Source organism: Sphaerochaeta globosa str. Buddy (assembly GCF_000190435.1).
Classification (GTDB): Bacteria; Spirochaetota; Spirochaetia; order Sphaerochaetales; family Sphaerochaetaceae; genus Sphaerochaeta; species Sphaerochaeta globosa.
Window position 1 is genome coordinate 320,585 of sequence record NC_015152.1, and the last position, 17,766, is coordinate 338,350.

Consider the following 17,766-nt stretch of genomic DNA (forward strand, 5'->3'; position numbering starts at 1 on the left):
CGCTATCAGCGAACATGCACCAACGCGGAACCACACCCGACGGCGCGTGGTTTTCAAAGCTTGTACACTGGAGGACCTTCATGGCAAAGACCAACATCAAGATCATCGAGGTTGCCCCGCACCAAAAGCACTCACGGCAGAGGATGGAGTCGGCCGTGGTACGGGTGGCCGCCTACTGCCGGGTGAGCACGCTCTCGGAGGAGCAGGAGCTTTCATATGAGACCCAATGTACCTACTACCGCAACCTGGTTGCATCCGACCCTGCCCTTGAGCTGGTGGGTGTCTATGGGGACCGCGGATGTTCGGGAGTGATGATGAAAAGCCGCCCGCAGTTTTTGAGGATGATGCAGGACTGCAAGGACGGCAAGATCGATTATGTGATGGTCAAGTCGGTCTCGCGCTTTGCACGCAACCTGGCCGACTGCCTTGAGTGCGTGCGAGCTCTCAAGGGCATGGGCATTCCGGTCCTGTTCGAACGTGAGGGTATCGACACCATGGACGATCGGGCCGAGATGATCCTTTCGATGCTCGCCGCCATCGCCCAGGAGGAGTCCAACAGCCTGAGCATGAACATCAAGTGGGCGTTCGAAAAGCGCCAGGAGAGCGGCATCGCAGCGCGCCGCGTCCCCTATGGATACCGCAAGGCCGCTGTATCTGATACCCACATCAGCGAATGGGTGATCCATCAACCCGAGGCCAAGCGGGTGAGACTGATGTTCACCATGGCAGGGAAGGGATGCAGGTATAAGGAGATCCTCACCGCATTGAGAGACTTGGAGACCAAGGAAAACCAATCGACGCGGTGGTATCACGACAAGCTCTATCGGATGCTGCGTAGCGAAGTCTACAAGGGTGATGTGCTGACCACCAAGCAATACGTGGTCGATTACCTGTCGAAGAAACAACGGCGCAACGAGGGCCAACGGCCCCAGTTCTACATCGAGGATCATCATCCTCCGATCGTGGAGGTATCTTTGTTCGATCACGTTCAGAAGCTCTTGGATTCAGGGGCGCTCAGGCACTATGCGAAACACTAGGAGGCATGCGGATGGAAGGACATACATATCAGGCAACAGGCAACACCCCCGTTGGGGTCAGAAGGCTCTATCGAGAGAGTGCGCTGCCGCAGGTGAGGGCGAAGCGGGTGGCGGCGTACTGCCGCGTCTCCACCGAGCTCGAGCAGCAGCAAAGCAGCCTGACGACCCAGATGGAGGCGTTCAACGACATGATCGCCCGCCATGCCGATTGGGAGCTTGCCGGTATCTATACCGATGAGGAGACCGGCACCAGTAGGCGCAACCGCGACGGGTTCAACTCCCTGATGGCCGATGCGGAGGCCGGCAAGATCGACATCATCCTGGTCAAATCAGTCCAGCGCTTTGCACGCAACACCGTCGACACCCTCACCGCTACACGCAGGCTCAAGGCCTTGGGGGTATCGGTGTTCTTCGAGCGGGACAACATCAACACCTCTCAGGCGACGTCTGAGCTGTATCTCACCCTGATGGCTGCAGTCGCCCAGGAGGAGAGCCACAGTCTTTCTGAAAACATGAAGTGGGGCATCAGAAAGCGTTTCGCCGCCGGCATCCCCAAGTGGGCGGCCACCTATGGTTATCGCAAGACCGAGGAGGGCGATTGGGTGATCGAGGAGAACGAGGCCAAACAGGTACGGAGGATCTTTGACATGTACAAGAACGGTTCGGGCCTTCCTTCCATCGTAACCGCATTGGAGCAAGACGGTGTGATCACCCAGATGGGAGGGACCAAGTGGTATCCCCATACGCTTGCTACGATGCTCAAGAATGAGAAGTACATCGGGGATGTGAGGATGCAAAAGGATTATACGGCGGACCATCTCTCCCACCGCAGGGTCAAGAACCGCGACCTGCTGGTGCCCCAATACTATATCCGTGATCATCACCCGTCCATCATCGACCGTGAGACGTTCGCGGTCGTACAGCGGATAGCACTGCTGTGCGATCCCCATCGCGGCTCCACCCAGTATCCCTATTATGGGTTCCTGCGCTGCCCGCATTGTGGCCAGTTGATGATACGCTTCCAGCTCCCCGGGCATTTCAGCAAGGAGAAGGATTGGACCTGCGGCGGTGCCGCCGGGCATGAGAAGCGTGGTGACCGTACCTCCTGCATACCGCAATCGATCAGTGAGGGGTACATCCATGAGGCATTCTGGCAGACGTTCGATGATCTGGATGAGGACGGGTTGCTTGCCATTTCCCACTCGTCTGGCGATATGGCCGAAGGAGCACGGTTCGCTTTGGAGGCGAGAGGGTGTGATCGATCTGGGTTGGTTGGCAAGCGCAATGAGCCCTCCTACCACCTACTGGTCAAGACAGTAAAGGGTATTTCTTTCACCGAGGATTATCGAACGCTGCTGGTGACCTGGAACTTCGGTGTGGTAAGCCGTATCGACATCGGCTACCAGAGGCCATGGCACCGTCCTACCAGTGTGTTGACCTACAGCGGCGGTCGGTTCCGTATCGACTGCAAGCCGATCGTCAGTGGCAAGCAGGTGGCCACTTCTCTCAAGGTGAGGATTCTCTATATCGATGCGATCAGGATCGTCGATCCTTCTGATGATGACGAGGTGCAGATACCAAACGTGTATCCACCATTGAGCAAGAAGCACAACAGCAACGAGGAGGACCCATGCGAGTTACCAGGGTAGTAAGAAGTCAGGATCTCCAGGCCAAGCGAGTCGCCGCCTATTGTCGGGTGAGCACCCTGAAGGAAAACCAGGAGGAGTCGTTCGAGACCCAGCAACGGTATTACACCGATCTGATCAACCATACCGCCGGCTGGCAGCCGGTGAAGGTCTATGCCGATGAGGGGTTCTCGGGAGTCCTTGCAGAAAAGAGACCGGGCTTCATGACCATGATGGCCGATGCACGGGGCAACCTGATCGACATCATCCTGGTCAAGTCGATTTCGCGATTCGCCCGTAATGCGAAGGAGGCTCAGCGCTATGTGCATGAGCTGAAGAACCTGGGTGTCGAGGTGCGCTTTGAGCGCGAGGGCATCTCGTCAATGGATGGATCGGCGGAGATGGCGTTCTCCATGTTGGCGGTTGCAGCCCAGGAGGAGTCCCGCTCGATATCGGAGAATATGAAATGGTCGCTTCGCAAGCATGCCGAGCAGGGCATCAGGCATCTGGGAAGCAACCGCATCCTTGGATACAATGAGGCCGACAGTGTGCTTGTGCCGAACCAGGATGCCTGGATCGTCAGGGTGATCTTCGAGGACTATGCAGCGGGTTTGTACCCCATAGAGATTCAGCGTCATCTGGAGGACCTCGGAGCTGCAAATTCCACAACCAAGCGGATTCCCGGATCAGGGAACATGAGGAAAGTGTTATCCAACGAGGTGTATGTGGGAGACCGGATGATCCAGAAGGGGCCGGTGAGGGATCTGATCACCAAGCAGCCGGATTTCTCCAAGCCCTATACCAGCTACTACCTTACCGACGACCATGAGCCGATCGTGGACCGGCAGTTGTTCGAGCAGGTGAAGGCACGACTCGCATGGGTTGATCAAGAGCGCAAGGCCGGCATCTACCGGAACTCGCAATCGCATTACCTGTATGGATTGGTGTACTGCAGTGAGTGTGGTCTACCGTTCAGGAAAGGTGATGGCTCCGAGTACAAGGGTACCGAGTATGATTATCTGGTGTGTAGCTGTAGAAAGCGCAGGGACAGGAAGCAGCGCACCTGCACCAACCGTTCGATCAGGGTCGATCAGCTTCTGAAGACCCTCTCGGAGACCCTCGGATTGCCCTGGCGGTTGGTTGAGGAATTTAACTCCGATGCCTTGGTAGGTGCGGTCGAAAGGGTGGTCATCCAGCCGGATGGCATCGATGTGGTGATGAAGTATCAGCAGGTGGCGAATTCATGAACCGCTTCATGGACATGCAGCGGGTGATCAAAGTGACGCTAGCAATTCCTGGGCTTGTCCAAGATGTGGCCTCAAATATCGGGTGTATCCTCATCTTATTGGTTAAGGGAGTCAAGAGCCCAATGGAGAAACTATTCATAAGTAGTGGAAGTGGTTGGAAAAATGTGATATCTTAATGATACCAACGTGGTGCACATGCCTCAGGCTTAATTGCCTGAATAGATAAACTTGAATAGGAGGTGAGCCATGGCAACAAGTTCTTTTAACACTGTGTTTAAAATGCCCAAGAAGGCCTTGCGTGAAATCGCCAAGAACATCGATAAGCCTGTCGTTAGATTCAAGTTGTCTGAGAAAGATAAAGAAAGTCTCGCCACCAGTGGAGAGAGATTCCAGAAATGGTTGGACAGCAACAAGAGCTGAGTCTTGAGCAGCTGGGTTCATGGCTAGGATATGCTGACGATTCCATAATCGAGCAGGTCCTAGCCCGATTTTTATGCAGCCGCAACAAGGAGGTGGAAGAATTCCTTCACTCCTCGGCAATAGCATTTGAAAAATCTTCGAGTGCCAGAACTTATCTTCTAGCAACAGAAAATAAAGATATTGCAGGGTATTTCACACTCTCCATCGGGTTCGCTGATATCAGCAAGAGTGTAGACCTTTCCGAGGAAGACAAGCAGAAATTGAAGATGAGCAAATGCCCTGACCATAGAATTCCTTGTTTCCTTATTGGTCAACTAGGACGAAACGATTCATTTTCTCATGATGAGTTGCCGGGTAATCAAATTTTAGAAATAGCATTGGCGGTTCTGGTTGAGGTGAAGGATCAGATCGGGGGAAAGTTTGTAATCGTCGAATGCGAGGATCATCTGGTATCAATGTACCAATCCGAGCAATTTGGGTTCCGCTTGTTCAATACTCCCAGTAAGAAGCGAACATACAATCAATTGTTTCGGCTTCTATAGTTTGAATTTTTTGCTATCGTGTGATGATATTTCGAGCAACTCTTATAATTTTACCAGCAATCCTTATCACAAACGACCGGTGATATAATTTGTTGTATGAATTAAGAACTGGAGTCATATATTTCTCAAACACGGTAAAGTCGTTTGCTTCGAATGCTTTCTCATACGCGCTATTTCCCTCATCAAGCAACGGAATCCGACCATGATAGATTTTTTTTCGTTTGTTAGAGACGGAATCACTTGGCTCTACACGTTTTTTTGGGTGCCATTCATTTTTCTGATCTTTGAGAAACAATCTGTAGGCTAGCCCCTCTCGCCTGTGTCTAAATCCACCGGCTTGGGATTGATAAATTTTCTCTGCTGATATCTCCTCAATGGTTAATTCTTCCTTGAAGTCTGTTAGTAAGCGAGCAATTCGTGGATTGCGGACTATGATCACATTTGTCCCACCTTCATCACTAACATATTCAGGTAGCCAAGCATCTCCTATAGTAATATCAGCACATTCTGCGAGTACATCATCACAATAATCACAAGCATTATACCTAAAAAGGCCATGTCCCCAATTGTTGACAATGGTCTCTCTCATCGGTGAAGTATGGCTTACCACGGTGCTTGAGACTTCTCCAGAAACCTTGGCACCGTAATACCCAGCGGGTTTATTGGGAAGTTTTACACGAAAGTCTATATCCTGCAGTGAATCAGGATGTATACCCAATTGCCAACCGATGGTCTTTGCGAATCGATCTGTTTTTAAGTGACCACAAACCAGACCAAGAGTGTAAAGTATTTTTTCCTCAAAGACTGGTTCTTTAAGAGAAAGCAAGCGAATAGCTTTAATGAAACAAGGGACTCCTATCAGAAGATATTTTCCTGGAGTATTTCGAACATGATTCAAGATCTCTGACATCTCTATTGGGTAGTATTTGGATTTGGCACCTTGAATGATTTCATCTTCTGTGGAAGAAACCGCATAGGAAAATAACAACTCAGATTTTTCACTTGGTCTTACATGAAGGACATGATCAACCATTTTCTCCCTAAGCATGGTTGATGCCAACCAGGAACCCATCCCACCAGAACTGCCTTTTTCTCGGAAGCTGTTTTTAGAAACGAAGCCTGCATAATTCTTTAGGTGATAACCGAGATAGGCATCATGCTTGATACCGTCAACATTACCATACAACTGTTTTCCAAGCTCATCTTCATTGAGAGACTCATCTGCAAACGGACAAACCTGTGATGAAAGGAGATCCGAAGAGAGATCTTCCGATACTACGGCTTTTCGTTCTGCCTGATATTTTCCTTCATGATCAAGTTTTATTTCATATGCAGATTGATCAAGTACAGCGCAAGCGCCACAACCGATACAATAATTTCCTGCCAATACTTTTTCTATTCCATTATCAATCATATTTTGAGTTCTTCCATTATATCAACCTATCTTCTTTTAATGCCAATTCGGAAAAGAAGAAAACCAAAACCAGTATAACACAATTCCCATTACGGGCAACAAGGGATAACGATCCTAAAAGAAGTTCCTCTCTCCCGTTAAAGCAGTAATTAGCCTACTTTCCAGTGCTCGGAACATGGCAAAGTTAAGAAAGACCATTGTGCTGATTGAAACATCTTACGGTGTGGAGATGGGCTGTCAGGTAAGAAGCAAGTTTAGTTGCCCACCACTATCTGAACAATTGGCATGATTTTCAGAACAGGAAAGCTTGGGGCTTATTTTTCAGCTCGAACACTCAGACTGTGCGAGTACTTGGAGAATCACCGATTGCGTCGCATGACCGTTTTCATCTGGATCGTGTTCTGCAATAGGGTCTCTTTTTCATCACGCGTACAGTCTTCAAGCAGGTCCTTGAAGTCCTTGTCATAGGAATCGATGAGCACAGGAATACTGTCGTACAGCAGCGAATCAATGGTCGTGTCGAGAGCCTGTGCGATTGCTACCAAGGTCGGCAGGTTGATTTTTGCCTTGCCGCTTTCGATGTGCGAATAGTGCGATGGTGAGAGCCCGATGATACCTGACAAGGTTGCTTGGGTCATGCCTGTCTTGATACGTGCTTCTCGGATGCGTTGCCCGAGCAGTTCATAATCGATTCCCATGAAAACCTCCCTTAGAATGATCTTCTGCAGACTTCGGAAGCAGCAGATCTATACAGCATGGACCAGCGGTCTCGCTGTAAGTGTTAAAAGAATGAGTTTTTATTGTAATACCCGGAAAGCGAAGTTATAATAAACTGCAACAACAGTTTAGAAGAATTCTGTGCACTGAATAAACATTTCATACGTCCCAGAGGTGTTTTTATGGCGATGAAGAAAGTAAGGGAACAGGAATTGGATACGCTGGAACTTGAGGTTCCTAAGGAAGAGCTGCCGCGCGTGAGCCTCGAAGGTTGTGAGATCGTCCGCAGACAGTTCCTCTCCCATCTGAAAGAGAACATACTGACCATCAGGCCTGATGGGATCCAATTCAACAATGCATGCATCACCCGGATGCCCGATGTGCGGTACATCTATCTGATCATTGATAGAAGCAAGCGTTGGTTCATCATCAGCGCCTGTGACGAGGATGACAAGGACGGCCAGCGGTGGTGTACCGTCAAGCATGGTGAACGCAAGAGCCGAAAGATCCAAGGCAAGCCGTTCTGTGACCGCATCTATTCCATGATGGGTTGGAACAAGGGGTATGGCTACAAGATCTGCGGAACTTTTGCGCTGCAGGTCGAGGATGAGGATAAGCTGCTCATGGTATTCGAGCTTGATGAGGCCGAAGCCCATGCGATGTCATCCAAGGCCCGCGCATATGCCGGGGTGGAGGATATCGAGGTCGGCGCAGAGGAATTGGCAAAACTTGATGAACTGGAAAAGAAGCGACAGGCCGATCGTGAACAGCGTGCCGCTGCCAAGGCCGCCGGTGAGAAGATTATCCGACGATATCGCAAGCGCGCCGTGCTTCCCCAGCAGTGGGGTTCCGATACCTTCGGCGTTCCGGTTGAGGAACACAAGGCGAAGGCCGAGGTGCCCCACCTTCCAGCCAGGGGTGATTCCGGTGATCTATTTATAGCGTCCGATAATCGCGGATGGTGAACGAATCGATCGGATGGGAGGCTCCGGTATGGCGATGGAGAGTGGCATCACAGTGAATTTCTCCAACAATGAGATCAATATCAGGACCAAGACGCTCAAGGACCTGAGGTCTCCCCGGTTCGTGCACATCTTCATCAACGAAAAGGAACGCCATTTATTGATCCGCCGATGTGAGGAGCGCGACAATGATGCGTTCCCGATCGATTATGCTGCAGTGGAGATCGATAAGAAATGCCGATTCAAGGCCAAGCCCCTGGTCATCTACCTGGCGAACGTGATCGGCCTTCCGTACCCGTCCCAAACCCTGCGTTTCTGTGGCAACCTGCTGGAGGATGGCGATACCGTCCTCATAGACCTCGACGATCATCAGTTCCTCCCGTATCCCGATAGAAGAATAATGGGGGTACGCCATGGATGATTCGGTGAAGCGGCTGAGCAAAGGCTTGCAACCGGTGGCGCCGAAATCGTCGTGTGCAAGCGCGCTCCAAACGGCGAGCAAGGATGATGTGCGTGAGCGCTACAACCGGCCTCGCGATCTGAGCAAGATCAAGGTGATACCGGCCCGGCAGGAATCGGATCCGTTCAATCCTAAGAGCCGCAAGCGTGTGGTGGTCTATTGCCGCGTATCGACCGATGGTATATCCCAGACCTCTTCATTCGAGTTGCAGAAGAACTATTACCTGAGATTTGTCAGGAAGAAACCCGACTGGAAATTGGTCGGGCTCTATTCCGATGAGGGTATCACCGCTACGAGTATGGAAAAGCGCGTGGGGCTATTGACGCTGCTTGAGGATGCCAGGGCGGGCAAGTTCGACATCATCGTGGTGAAGAACCTATCCCGTTTGGCCAGGAACCTCATGGACTGCATGAACATCATCTATGAGCTTCGCTCTCTGCCTCACCCCATCGGCATCCTTTTTGAAACCGAGAACATGTTCACTTTGGACAAGAATGTGGACTTCACCTTGCAGGTGCTCTCCCTGGTAGCTCAGGAGGAGAGCCACAAGAAATCCGAGGCCATGAACTCCTCATATCAGCAGCGCTTCGGCTCCGGACAGTTCACCAAGCCCGATCTGCTTGGTTATGACAGCGTCGGGGTCAATGAGATCGCGATCAATGAAGAGGAAGCCCAGACCGTCCAGCTGATCTTCATGATGTTCCTCGCAGGCATCCATCCTTCCACTATCGCTGATGTATTGGTCATGTTGGGGCGCAAGACGCATACTCACAAGTACAAGGACGGACGCATCAAGGAAGGGGTGGTGAAGTGGACCGCCAATTCGGTGAGCAACATCCTGCGCAATGAACGCAGATGCGGAGACGTGCTTGCCCAGAAGACCTACACCCCGAACTATCTCGATCACAAGCCCAAGAGGAATGAGAACCATCTTCCCCAGTATTATGCGAAGGACCAGCATCCGGCTATCGTTGCCCGTGAGGATTTCCATCTGGTGCAGAGGATACTTGAGGCCAACAGGGGAGGCTGGAAGTTCGGTCTTCCCGAGCTGGGTATCTATGAACGCGGTCCCCTGGGCGGTTTTGTGACCGCTGTGCCGAATTGGCGAGGATTTACCGCTGAGGATTACAATCGTGCCGCCCTCAGGGCGAACGGCATATCTGAGGCTGAGCTCGATGCATTCGAAAAGCGTCTCGCTTCGAGAAACCATGACGATGATACCGATCAGGTGCAGACTCCCGAGTTCCAGCATGCCTATGCGATCGACTCCGATGATTATGACCAATTCCCCGAGGATGCGGGCACGCAGGTGGAAGAGGGTAAGGAGGAAGTGGTCGAAAGCTACAGGAGTCTGGTTGAGTCGATGCGTGAAGGCCAAGACGATGAGGTGGACAAACGGCAGTTCGGTGGCTATGACCTGAGTGGCTGCGAGGTTGTCCGTCCCCATTTCTTCAATGTCCGCGACAAGATCAGCTTCACCGCCGATAGCAAGGGACTTTATTTCAATCGGATGTGCAGCCAGCAACTGGAATTCGGAACACAAGCGGCTCAATTCGTGGAGCTTGCCTACAACCCGGTGGAGCGTCTGCTGGTGGTAAGAAAGAGCAGAAAGGAGTCCGACCGTACCATCCGTTGGATTGGTGAGCAGAACGGTAATCCCTGCATGCGCCGTTGCACCTGCAAAGGCATCTCGGGTGCGCTCTATGAGAACATGGGGTGGAATGCCAATTTCAAGTATCGGGTTCTTGGATCGGTCCAGACAATCGGTGATGAGGATGTGTTGGTGTTCTTCCTGGATGAATCGATGGCGATCGTTCCGGCGAAAGCCGGCAGTATCCGCAATATCGATACCGATACCATCGATGAACAACAGGCCAGGGATATCGTGAGGGAAGGGTATCTTCCCGAGCAAGGCTATGTGCCCGATCTGTCTGACTTCGAACTGGGAAATGGTCCCGTGGCAACATCGGTGAAGAAGCTCTCGAGAAGCAGGGCCATCTACTATGATGAACTGACCGAAAAGACTACAGGCGAATTGCATGTTGCCGATCTGGGTGACAAAAAGTATGATCCCGAATGTGTGCAGCGTATGATCCAGAAAGGCATAGAGCCTGCCGAGGGGTGGCTGTACCTCAAGGGCATGGCTGTGATCCGGAAGAACTATTTCACCATCCTCCCCATGGAATGGTCCGATGGGTTCGGTGAGGAATTCTACCAAGCCCAGCGCAAGAAGCAGATCCGAAGGTTTGGTGATCCTGACATAAGGGCCATGAGGCGTGCCATTCCGTATGGTTGGACAGTCGGCTTGGATTTGCCAACCGAACGGACGGTGCAGGAGACAATCGAGATCTTGAAGAACGGGACCGCATGATGAAGGCCCCGTCATGCCACGATACACAAACTATTTTTCTCAACAATGACCACAGCCGGACAGCTCTGCCCGGCATGGACCTTCAACAACAGTATAACAATTATGGTACTGAGCGCCGCTCGGATCCCGATGCAAAAACCGGCGCGGAGCAACTATTTTTTGTTCAAAATATCCCCTATAATTACCCATCCGCCCATTTTCTTGGGCTCCTGCGTCGTCTTTAATAACCTGACGACCACTAAATATAGCGTAACAAATAACACAATTTAACGATAAGGCTCCATATATAGCGTTTCACCTGCTAAGACGCGGACGGTTTCATGCGGTGAAGAACCTTACTACTGCTGAAGGTGGTGCCCTCACTTGGATGGCATCCCCAAAATCAGTGGTCCGAGTATTGTACGCAGCATCAATCCCGCATTTTTTCGCAAGGGTAACACTTTCCACAGACGATTTGTGGCTCAATGGTTACTTTCTGCCCTTCAAATAGTCCTTTAACGTCCTTCCCGACGGCTACAATCATACCGGATACTTCATGACCTTGCGTTACAGGATATTTTGTAAAGGCGTGCTTGCTAACAATTCTCGTGGATTTGCTTCTATGTTTGATTTTCATCGTGAGCCTCGAGGTGCTAGTAGAGTTATCCGGAAACTATGTAGATTTATAAAATAGTCATTAAATTATCAATAATAGCTAGAAAGAATTTTGTGAAATGTAAGTAGCATTGCTTCTGATCTAGTCTCGAAGTTCCATTTTTAATAAGTTTTGCGTTTCATCTTTTAGGAACGAGCCCATACGGAGAATGTTCTGCGCAATGTTCTGTGGTAAGGATGATGCATCACTAAAGGCTTCAAGATAACACGGGATACCTCCAAGTATTCCATAACTGAGTAATTTCTCTTCGTTTGAGTAATTTGGAAAGAAAGCGGCACTCTGTAGGTAGTCAAAGCTTTGCAGCTCCAAATTACTGGTACTGCGCCCATAGAGAGGGCTTTTTGCGCCCATTACCTCAGTTTCCATGAAGCTCACGCTTGAGCCACAAAGAATGAGGAAGAGGTTTTTATCTTTCCATTGGTGATCGATTGTATGCTGCAGAATCGATTTGACAGTTTGGTTGACTTCAGCAATGAACGGAAACTCATCGATGATTAGTGTAACTCTTTTTTCTGATACTTGACTGGTTACATAGGTGAAAGCAGCCTGCCAATCCGAGAACGTGCCAAACGTTGTTCCGGTGAAATACCTCTGCAATGTTTTGGAAAAATCAGCAAGATTTAAGCTATCGTTTTTTGCTTGGGCAGAATAGAAAATCACCGAATGGCTCTTGGAAAATTCCTTTAGCAGGGATGTTTTTCCTACACGCCTTCTTCCATACAGTACCAAGTAGGCAAACGTATGGGAGGAATGCAGGGTTTCAAGCAGGGAGAGTTCTTTTTCTCGTCCAACAAACATAGCAATCTCCAGGATTTTTAATAGTATACTTATGAGTATTATACTCGTAATTCCCTGAAAATCAAAACATTTTGTTCAACCCTCAAAGATTCATGGCGGATACCTCAAAGATCATTACTTTAAAAATTTGTGTCGGGATGATGAAAGAGAATGCCCGAGCCCTTGCGTTCTATCGCAGTAACGGGTTTGACGAGGAGTACCTGCTGCTGGGTAAGGAGTTCTGAAGATTGAGCAGGGTCGGCCCATTTCGTTCTTTTCATTCCAAGCGCCCATGGTATACTGATGCAAAACTTCCCCGTTCTCCCTATTGGAGGTAAGCCGAGTGTCCGAACAGAGTAGGATTATCATCGTAGGTGCAGGAATTTCTGGCCTGACAGCTGCAACCTCTCTTGCCATGCGGGGCCATTCGGTACTGGTACTGGAAAAGCATGCAACCTGTGGAGGCTTGGTGAACTCCTTTGAGCGGGAGGGCTTTCTCTTTGACGGAGGAATCCGGGCAGTTGAGAACGCCGGTATGGTCAAGCCTATGCTCAAGGAACTTGCGATAGACCTTCCTTTATTGCCAAGCAAGGTTTCCCTGGGCGTTGAGGACAGAATCATGAAAGCCGACAGCAAACAGAGCCTTGCCGACTATGAGAAGCTGCTTAAGGAGCTCTATCCGGAAAGTGTTGGTGATGTAGAGAAGGTTATACAGGTCATCGCCAAATTCGACGTGTATATGCAAGTTCTCTTTGGCAGCGACAGCCCCTTCTTCAAGGATGCCAAGCGTGATATTCGCTATTACCTGAGTACTTTCATTCTCTGGTTTTTCCGCTTCCTGGCAACCGGAGCCGCTATCATGCGCATGCGCATGCCCATGGAGCAGTTTCTCGGGGGACTGGTGGAAAACCAAGCACTCAGGGATATTATATCCCAGCACTTCTTCAAGAAAACTCCAGCATTCTTTGCCATGAGTTACTTCTCCCTCTATCCTGATTACTACTACCCCAAGGGGGGTGTAGGAAGCATTCCAAAGGCACTTGAGCAGCGCCTTAGGGAAATCGGATCGGAAGTAAGGACCAAGACGGAAGTGGTGAAGGTTGATGCACTGCACAAGGTTCTTACTGATAGTACTGGAAGGCAATACACGTATGACAAGCTGATTTGGTGTGCAGACTTGAAGCATCTCTATCGCATGGTCTCAAGTGAAGGTTTCCCCCCTCCAGTGAAGACCAAGATTGTTCAGGAGCAAGAGAGAATTCTTGCAAGCCGGGGAGCTGAGTCGGTGTTTACGCTCTTTGTGGCTGTTGATCTGCCGCCTTCGTACTTCAGTACTATTTCAGAGGGACACTTCTTCTATACCCCTTCCCGAAAAGGCATTGGGGAGCTGCATCGCTCAGAACTTACAGCACTGCTTGCTGATTGGGATACGTTGGACCGTGATAGGCTCTACACGTGGCTGGATGCTTTCTGCCGCTTGAACACCTATGAGATATCGATTCCTGTCCTGAATGACAGCAGTGCAGCACCAGAGGGAAAGACGGGGCTTATCGTCAGCTTCCTCTTTGACTATGAGCTGACACGAAGGATTGAACAGGATGGGTGGTACGGGCAGTTTGACAAGCGCATCAGTGAATATATGATTTCTACCCTTACAGATTCGGTCTATCCAGCGCTGAAGGAGCATATTCTTTTCTCGTTTACGACAAGCCCGTTGAGCATTGAGAGGAAATTCAACTGTTCTGAAGGTGCCATAGTCGGCTGGTCCTTTGAGCAGAAGGTACCCATTGAGGCAGGGATGCTGAATATGAAACAGGCTATCCGTACCCCGATTCCCGATATCTATCGGGCAGGACAGTGGACGGTAAGCCCTGCCGGGCTTCCTACCTGCATTATGACAGCAAGGATGGCAGCCGACTTGGTACATGCTGAGCTTTCTGTTCAAAAATAGGTGGAAATACCCGAAAAATCATACTTTGGTAGGAAGCGGCCTTTACTGATCGGGCGTATGGTTGATGCAAGGTTGATCAAAGGCGTCACGCATCAAAGCCGCTCTCCTTGGTTGTGCATCATCACTTGATAGATTTTTGCCGTCTCTGGTCTCCCTATGAGAGGAGAAGAGAAAAGATGCACCAAAGCAAAGCTGGAAGTATCGTATTGCTGGCATTGATGTTGTCGGCAGTGATGTTCGTAGCATGTGACCTGGGCGGCAGCAATACCACAACGGGATCCATGGTAATAACCCTACAAGACGAGGTTACGGCAAGAACCATTGAACCTGGATTGAATATGGCCGTTGCTGTCTGGCGAGTCAGCGCTACTCGAGTAGGTTCCTCCGATGTACTCGGGCCTATAGACGTCACATCCGACACGCATACCTTCACCGGTATTCTAACCGGCAGCTGGATAGTCAAAGTCGAGGCTTTCAATAACGACTCTTCAAGGGTGAAAATTGGGGAGGGGTCGGCGACAGTCAGCGTCGAACCGGGAACCATGGCCCAAGCCTCTATATCGGTGGTTCCTCTCACTGGAAATGGGAGGTTCACCTTCACACTCGATTGGACTGGAAATCTGATCGGGATTCCTTCTCTTGAAGCCTTCCTTACTCCTGAAGGAGCAAGTACTCAGGTTGTTGTGGAGGCTTCGGATATCAGCATCTCTGGAAGTATTGCAACCATCACTGTTGATTCCCTTCCTACCGGATATTACGACTTTAGGTATATCCTGAAGCAGGATGGTCAGATTTTTGCCGGGAATTTCCACGAGGTGCGAATTTTGGCTGACCATGAGAGTTCAGCTACTGAGATAGTCCCGGTATCTCCGCTGGGACTGTCTCTTTCCATTACCAACAATCTGCGTAATCCCTTTTGGGTAGAAATCTCATCGGAAGATTTCATGCTGGAGTGTGCGAATATCCAAACTTTTTCAGTTGCCCCTGCTAATGCCGCTAGCTTTCAATGGTACCTGGACGGAATGTTGCTTGCAGGGGCGAATAAGGCAACTTATGAGTTGGATGGTGAGGGCATGAGGCTGGGTAACCACAACCTTGCGGTGAGAGTACAGAAAGCTGATGGCAGTATTGCCTCGGCAACCGTTCTCGTTCTCCTGGACCCTGTTTCCGGTACGGGTGGGTGGATGGATCTGACGTTCATCAATACGAATGACGATACCGATGTCTATCACTTCTGGATGACCAGCGGCCCGGCCGAGGATTCAGGCTTCGACAATTTTGGAACGTTCCCTGAGTATAATGTCCCGATTCAACTGGAACTGATGATGGAAGAGAGCACCGATACCTGGCTCCCTGGCAGTTTCGTACTAGCATCATCGGTTCCCCTCGATATCAACGCCAACTTGGATATGTTCCCGATGGGTGGTACCGAAGCTGATGAGCACATGAGTGCAGCGTTGGGACCATGGAATGTAGATGCTTCCAATGTAATTCTGGATCATGCATATGATTGGGGGCTGTTCACCGGCAAGATAGTGGATGGAAACGGGTTTAGAAAGGACTTCAATGCGAAAGGGAACTTTCATAATCCATTGGTAGATGGTGTCCCGAAATGGGGGGATTTGAGCGAAGTCGGTGATGTCTCTGTGACATTCACAAAATATGGGACCGACATTGGTTCCTATGTGAAGGGGACCGTGAGTGGAGAGGTGTTGTCTGTCATACGGGGTACTCCTCAGACATTAGGCGTATATACCGTGGAAGGCAACTTTGTTGCTACAAGGGGTTCTGCTGCATCCAGTACGTAGGGAATCGGCAGCGTAGAGTTTATGTGAATTCCTCTACCCCTTGCCACACGGCTAGGGGTAGGGGTCTCTGTTGGGGAACTAAGAAAAATCTTTTGGTTTCTCACCTTGCAGCAATGCATAGAGTTCGCTACGGCTGGATATACCAAGGTGGTTGTACAGGCTGGTTGTATGGGTTTTTACGGTTGCAAGACTAATGCACAGGGTATCAGCGGTCTGGGCCTGGGAACTGCCGCTTATGATATGACGAAGGATATCAGTCTGTCGTTCACTCAGATTGTATCGCTTGATGAAATCATGCAGGTCAATCTGGGGAGAACAGAGTGCAAGTATTCCAATTCCCCCTCCCCAAGAATCTTGAATCAAGGAGAAGTTGGTTACTACCGGAAGGAGATTGCCGCACAAGGTTTTCAGAAACCCTGTGTGCGAAAATACGGTAGTTTCTGTTTTCATGATAGCGTTGACGCGTTTTTCTATGCCTTGCTGATCGAGAAAGATTTTCTTCATCGCAATGGGCTGTTTGAGTGGACCATTGCATTCGATAAGCCTCTTGGCATTGTCATTCAGGTCGGTAATATTCCATGCAGTGTCGATCATGAAAAGGGGACGGTTCATGTGTTCGACCAACTCGCGATTGATTTGCGCGGGAGCAAATCGCATAAGGCCGTAGCGCATGATTGCATAACACATGGCCGCCACCCAGAACAGGGGTATGATGCAGGATATGGGACTTTCCCCTTCGGTTCCCGAGAGGAAGTCTACTGATACTCCAATGATTGTCCCCAGGATGGTGCTGATACCAATAATGTTTGCTTGGATTTTCTCTCGGTGCAGATTTGATTTTCTACCCCAAAGAAAGGCGACCAGCGGAATGAACAACGATTCCAACGCACAGAATAGTTGATGGGAGATGAACCAGAAGCCGGAGGGGAAGTCTTGTGATAACAGGTTCCAAAGCCAGTTGGCTGTCTGGTAGAGGGCCATGCGAAGCGTGATTGCCAAGAGAATCAGGCGATAGATTCGTGACCGCCAACCGTTGGTAAGAAAGAGTATAAATACGATGCCAGCGAGTATGAAGAGTTCCGAACCGGTAAAATAGATGCAGTCAAAGAGTGATGGGCTTGCACCTTCAGCATAGAATTGCTGGCCTATGCTGCCGAAGGACCAAAAGGCGAGTGTTGCGCAAAAAACTACAAAAGCCTTCTGTGTTGGGGAACTCTTTCCAAACACAAGAATCAGTATCCCGAGACAAATATATGCGCTACAGGCAAAACTCGAAATTATTGCGTATAGCATACGTAGGTGAGTCCATCGTACCACGCGATAGTCGATACCGCTATTGCTGATGCAGTAGCTTTGTGTTCTTTTAGGTTGTTTCTCCTCGCTATTGGTAATGGGACAGACGCTTATGAGGTTGACTTCTGCTTACTTTTCTTTCAACAATACTATTGATAACAATATTGAGATGGTTGTTTCAAAGGAACATGCGTATGAATGATATGAACGCCCTCTTGGAAAATGCACTCGCTGAGGCAAAGAACCTCAAGGCAGGGGAGAGCTTTCTGGTCAAGGATTTGTTCAAGGGGTACCTGTGGAACAGAATACCCAGGGGGGAGAGACTGCTGTTGGGTTCTCTGTTCCTCAGTCATGTGAGTATGCATGACTGCCAGATCAAGGTGACCTACAAGGGAGCTTCGGGGCAGCAGCGGTATGAGAGGAAGTGAGGCGTAAGGTATTCCAACGATCCTTATAAAGCATGGGACAACGAAAGAAAAGTCTGGTA

17 protein-coding genes are annotated in these 17,766 nt (G+C 49.9%); 12 read left to right on the forward strand and 5 right to left on the reverse strand.

Annotated features, from left to right (window positions below; translation table 11 throughout):
* The first annotated feature begins 80 nt into the window (after positions 1 to 80).
* The 5 genes from SPIBUDDY_RS01480 to SPIBUDDY_RS01500 all read left to right on the forward strand — a co-directional run bounded on the left by SPIBUDDY_RS01480 (position 81) and on the right by SPIBUDDY_RS01500 (position 4,871).
* Complete coding sequence (locus tag SPIBUDDY_RS01480) at positions 81 to 1,037, forward strand: recombinase family protein (RefSeq protein WP_013605987.1); 957 nt, start codon at positions 81 to 83, stop codon at positions 1,035 to 1,037.
* Between the two features lie 11 nt (positions 1,038 to 1,048).
* Complete coding sequence (locus SPIBUDDY_RS15560) at positions 1,049 to 2,686, forward strand: recombinase family protein (RefSeq protein WP_013605988.1); 1,638 nt, start codon at positions 1,049 to 1,051, stop codon at positions 2,684 to 2,686.
* Positions 2,668 to 3,909, forward strand: coding sequence for a recombinase family protein (locus tag SPIBUDDY_RS01490; protein ID WP_013605989.1), 1,242 nt, complete (start codon positions 2,668 to 2,670; stop codon positions 3,907 to 3,909). Before SPIBUDDY_RS15560 ends, SPIBUDDY_RS01490 begins: the two co-directional genes overlap by 19 nt.
* A 246-nt stretch (positions 3,910 to 4,155) precedes the next feature.
* On the forward strand, positions 4,156 to 4,329 hold the full coding sequence (locus SPIBUDDY_RS16115) for a hypothetical protein (protein WP_013605991.1): 174 nt from the start codon (positions 4,156 to 4,158) through the stop codon (positions 4,327 to 4,329).
* Positions 4,305 to 4,871, forward strand: coding sequence for a hypothetical protein (locus SPIBUDDY_RS01500; RefSeq protein WP_013605992.1), 567 nt, complete (start codon positions 4,305 to 4,307; stop codon positions 4,869 to 4,871). Before SPIBUDDY_RS16115 ends, SPIBUDDY_RS01500 begins: the two co-directional genes overlap by 25 nt.
* 13 nt (positions 4,872 to 4,884) lie before the next feature.
* Here the strand turns inward: SPIBUDDY_RS01500 and SPIBUDDY_RS01505 are convergent, their stop codons facing one another.
* A complete protein-coding gene (locus tag SPIBUDDY_RS01505) occupies positions 4,885 to 6,285 on the reverse strand; it encodes a Coenzyme F420 hydrogenase/dehydrogenase, beta subunit C-terminal domain (RefSeq protein ID WP_013605993.1) in 1,401 nt (466 codons plus the stop codon).
* Positions 6,286 to 6,644: 359 nt separating this feature from the next.
* The gene (locus SPIBUDDY_RS01510; RefSeq protein ID WP_013605994.1) at positions 6,645 to 6,983 is read right to left on the reverse strand and encodes a helix-turn-helix domain-containing protein; all 339 of its coding nucleotides are present in this window, start codon (positions 6,981 to 6,983) and stop codon (positions 6,645 to 6,647) included.
* 201 nt (positions 6,984 to 7,184) lie between these two features.
* On the opposite strand from SPIBUDDY_RS01510, the gene SPIBUDDY_RS01515 reads away from it, so the two are divergent.
* From SPIBUDDY_RS01515 to SPIBUDDY_RS15565, 3 genes are read left to right on the forward strand one after another with little or no spacing between them, the layout of a single operon-like run.
* The gene (locus SPIBUDDY_RS01515; protein ID WP_013605995.1) at positions 7,185 to 7,967 is read left to right on the forward strand and encodes a hypothetical protein; all 783 of its coding nucleotides are present in this window, start codon (positions 7,185 to 7,187) and stop codon (positions 7,965 to 7,967) included.
* 28 nt (positions 7,968 to 7,995) lie between these two features.
* The gene (locus SPIBUDDY_RS01520) at positions 7,996 to 8,385 is read left to right on the forward strand and encodes a hypothetical protein (RefSeq protein ID WP_013605996.1); all 390 of its coding nucleotides are present in this window, start codon (positions 7,996 to 7,998) and stop codon (positions 8,383 to 8,385) included.
* Positions 8,378 to 10,795: a recombinase family protein gene (locus SPIBUDDY_RS15565; protein ID WP_013605997.1), complete on the forward strand. Its 2,418-nt coding sequence runs from the start codon at positions 8,378 to 8,380 to the stop codon at positions 10,793 to 10,795. Before SPIBUDDY_RS01520 ends, SPIBUDDY_RS15565 begins: the two co-directional genes overlap by 8 nt.
* A gap of 409 nt (positions 10,796 to 11,204) precedes the next feature.
* Here the strand turns inward: SPIBUDDY_RS15565 and SPIBUDDY_RS16495 are convergent, their stop codons facing one another.
* Together SPIBUDDY_RS16495 and SPIBUDDY_RS01535 are read right to left on the reverse strand one after the other, a co-directional pair.
* The gene (locus tag SPIBUDDY_RS16495) at positions 11,205 to 11,411 is read right to left on the reverse strand and encodes an alcohol dehydrogenase catalytic domain-containing protein (RefSeq protein WP_081454594.1); all 207 of its coding nucleotides are present in this window, start codon (positions 11,409 to 11,411) and stop codon (positions 11,205 to 11,207) included.
* Positions 11,412 to 11,531: 120 nt separating this feature from the next.
* On the reverse strand, positions 11,532 to 12,248 hold the full coding sequence (locus tag SPIBUDDY_RS01535) for an AAA family ATPase (protein WP_013605999.1): 717 nt from the start codon (positions 12,246 to 12,248) through the stop codon (positions 11,532 to 11,534).
* A 92-nt stretch (positions 12,249 to 12,340) separates the two neighbouring features.
* On the opposite strand from SPIBUDDY_RS01535, the gene SPIBUDDY_RS16420 reads away from it, so the two are divergent.
* The 3 genes from SPIBUDDY_RS16420 (at position 12,341) to SPIBUDDY_RS01545 (ending at position 15,986) form a co-directional block, all read left to right on the forward strand.
* Entirely contained in the window at positions 12,341 to 12,472 is a 132-nt protein-coding gene (locus tag SPIBUDDY_RS16420) for a hypothetical protein (RefSeq protein WP_281047961.1), read from the forward strand.
* Between the two features lie 98 nt (positions 12,473 to 12,570).
* Positions 12,571 to 14,178: a phytoene desaturase family protein gene (locus SPIBUDDY_RS01540; RefSeq protein WP_013606000.1), complete on the forward strand. Its 1,608-nt coding sequence runs from the start codon at positions 12,571 to 12,573 to the stop codon at positions 14,176 to 14,178.
* A 176-nt stretch (positions 14,179 to 14,354) separates the two neighbouring features.
* Positions 14,355 to 15,986: a hypothetical protein gene (locus SPIBUDDY_RS01545; protein WP_013606001.1), complete on the forward strand. Its 1,632-nt coding sequence runs from the start codon at positions 14,355 to 14,357 to the stop codon at positions 15,984 to 15,986.
* Between the two features lie 78 nt (positions 15,987 to 16,064).
* On the opposite strand, the gene SPIBUDDY_RS01550 is transcribed toward SPIBUDDY_RS01545, so the two are convergent.
* The gene (locus tag SPIBUDDY_RS01550) at positions 16,065 to 17,279 is read right to left on the reverse strand and encodes a LuxR C-terminal-related transcriptional regulator (protein WP_013606002.1); all 1,215 of its coding nucleotides are present in this window, start codon (positions 17,277 to 17,279) and stop codon (positions 16,065 to 16,067) included.
* A gap of 194 nt (positions 17,280 to 17,473) precedes the next feature.
* Between SPIBUDDY_RS01550 and SPIBUDDY_RS01555 the strand changes: the two genes are divergently transcribed.
* Positions 17,474 to 17,707, forward strand: a complete 234-nt coding sequence (locus tag SPIBUDDY_RS01555; RefSeq protein WP_013606003.1) for a single-stranded DNA-binding protein — start codon at positions 17,474 to 17,476, stop codon at positions 17,705 to 17,707.
* The last annotated feature ends 59 nt before the right edge of the window (positions 17,708 to 17,766 follow it).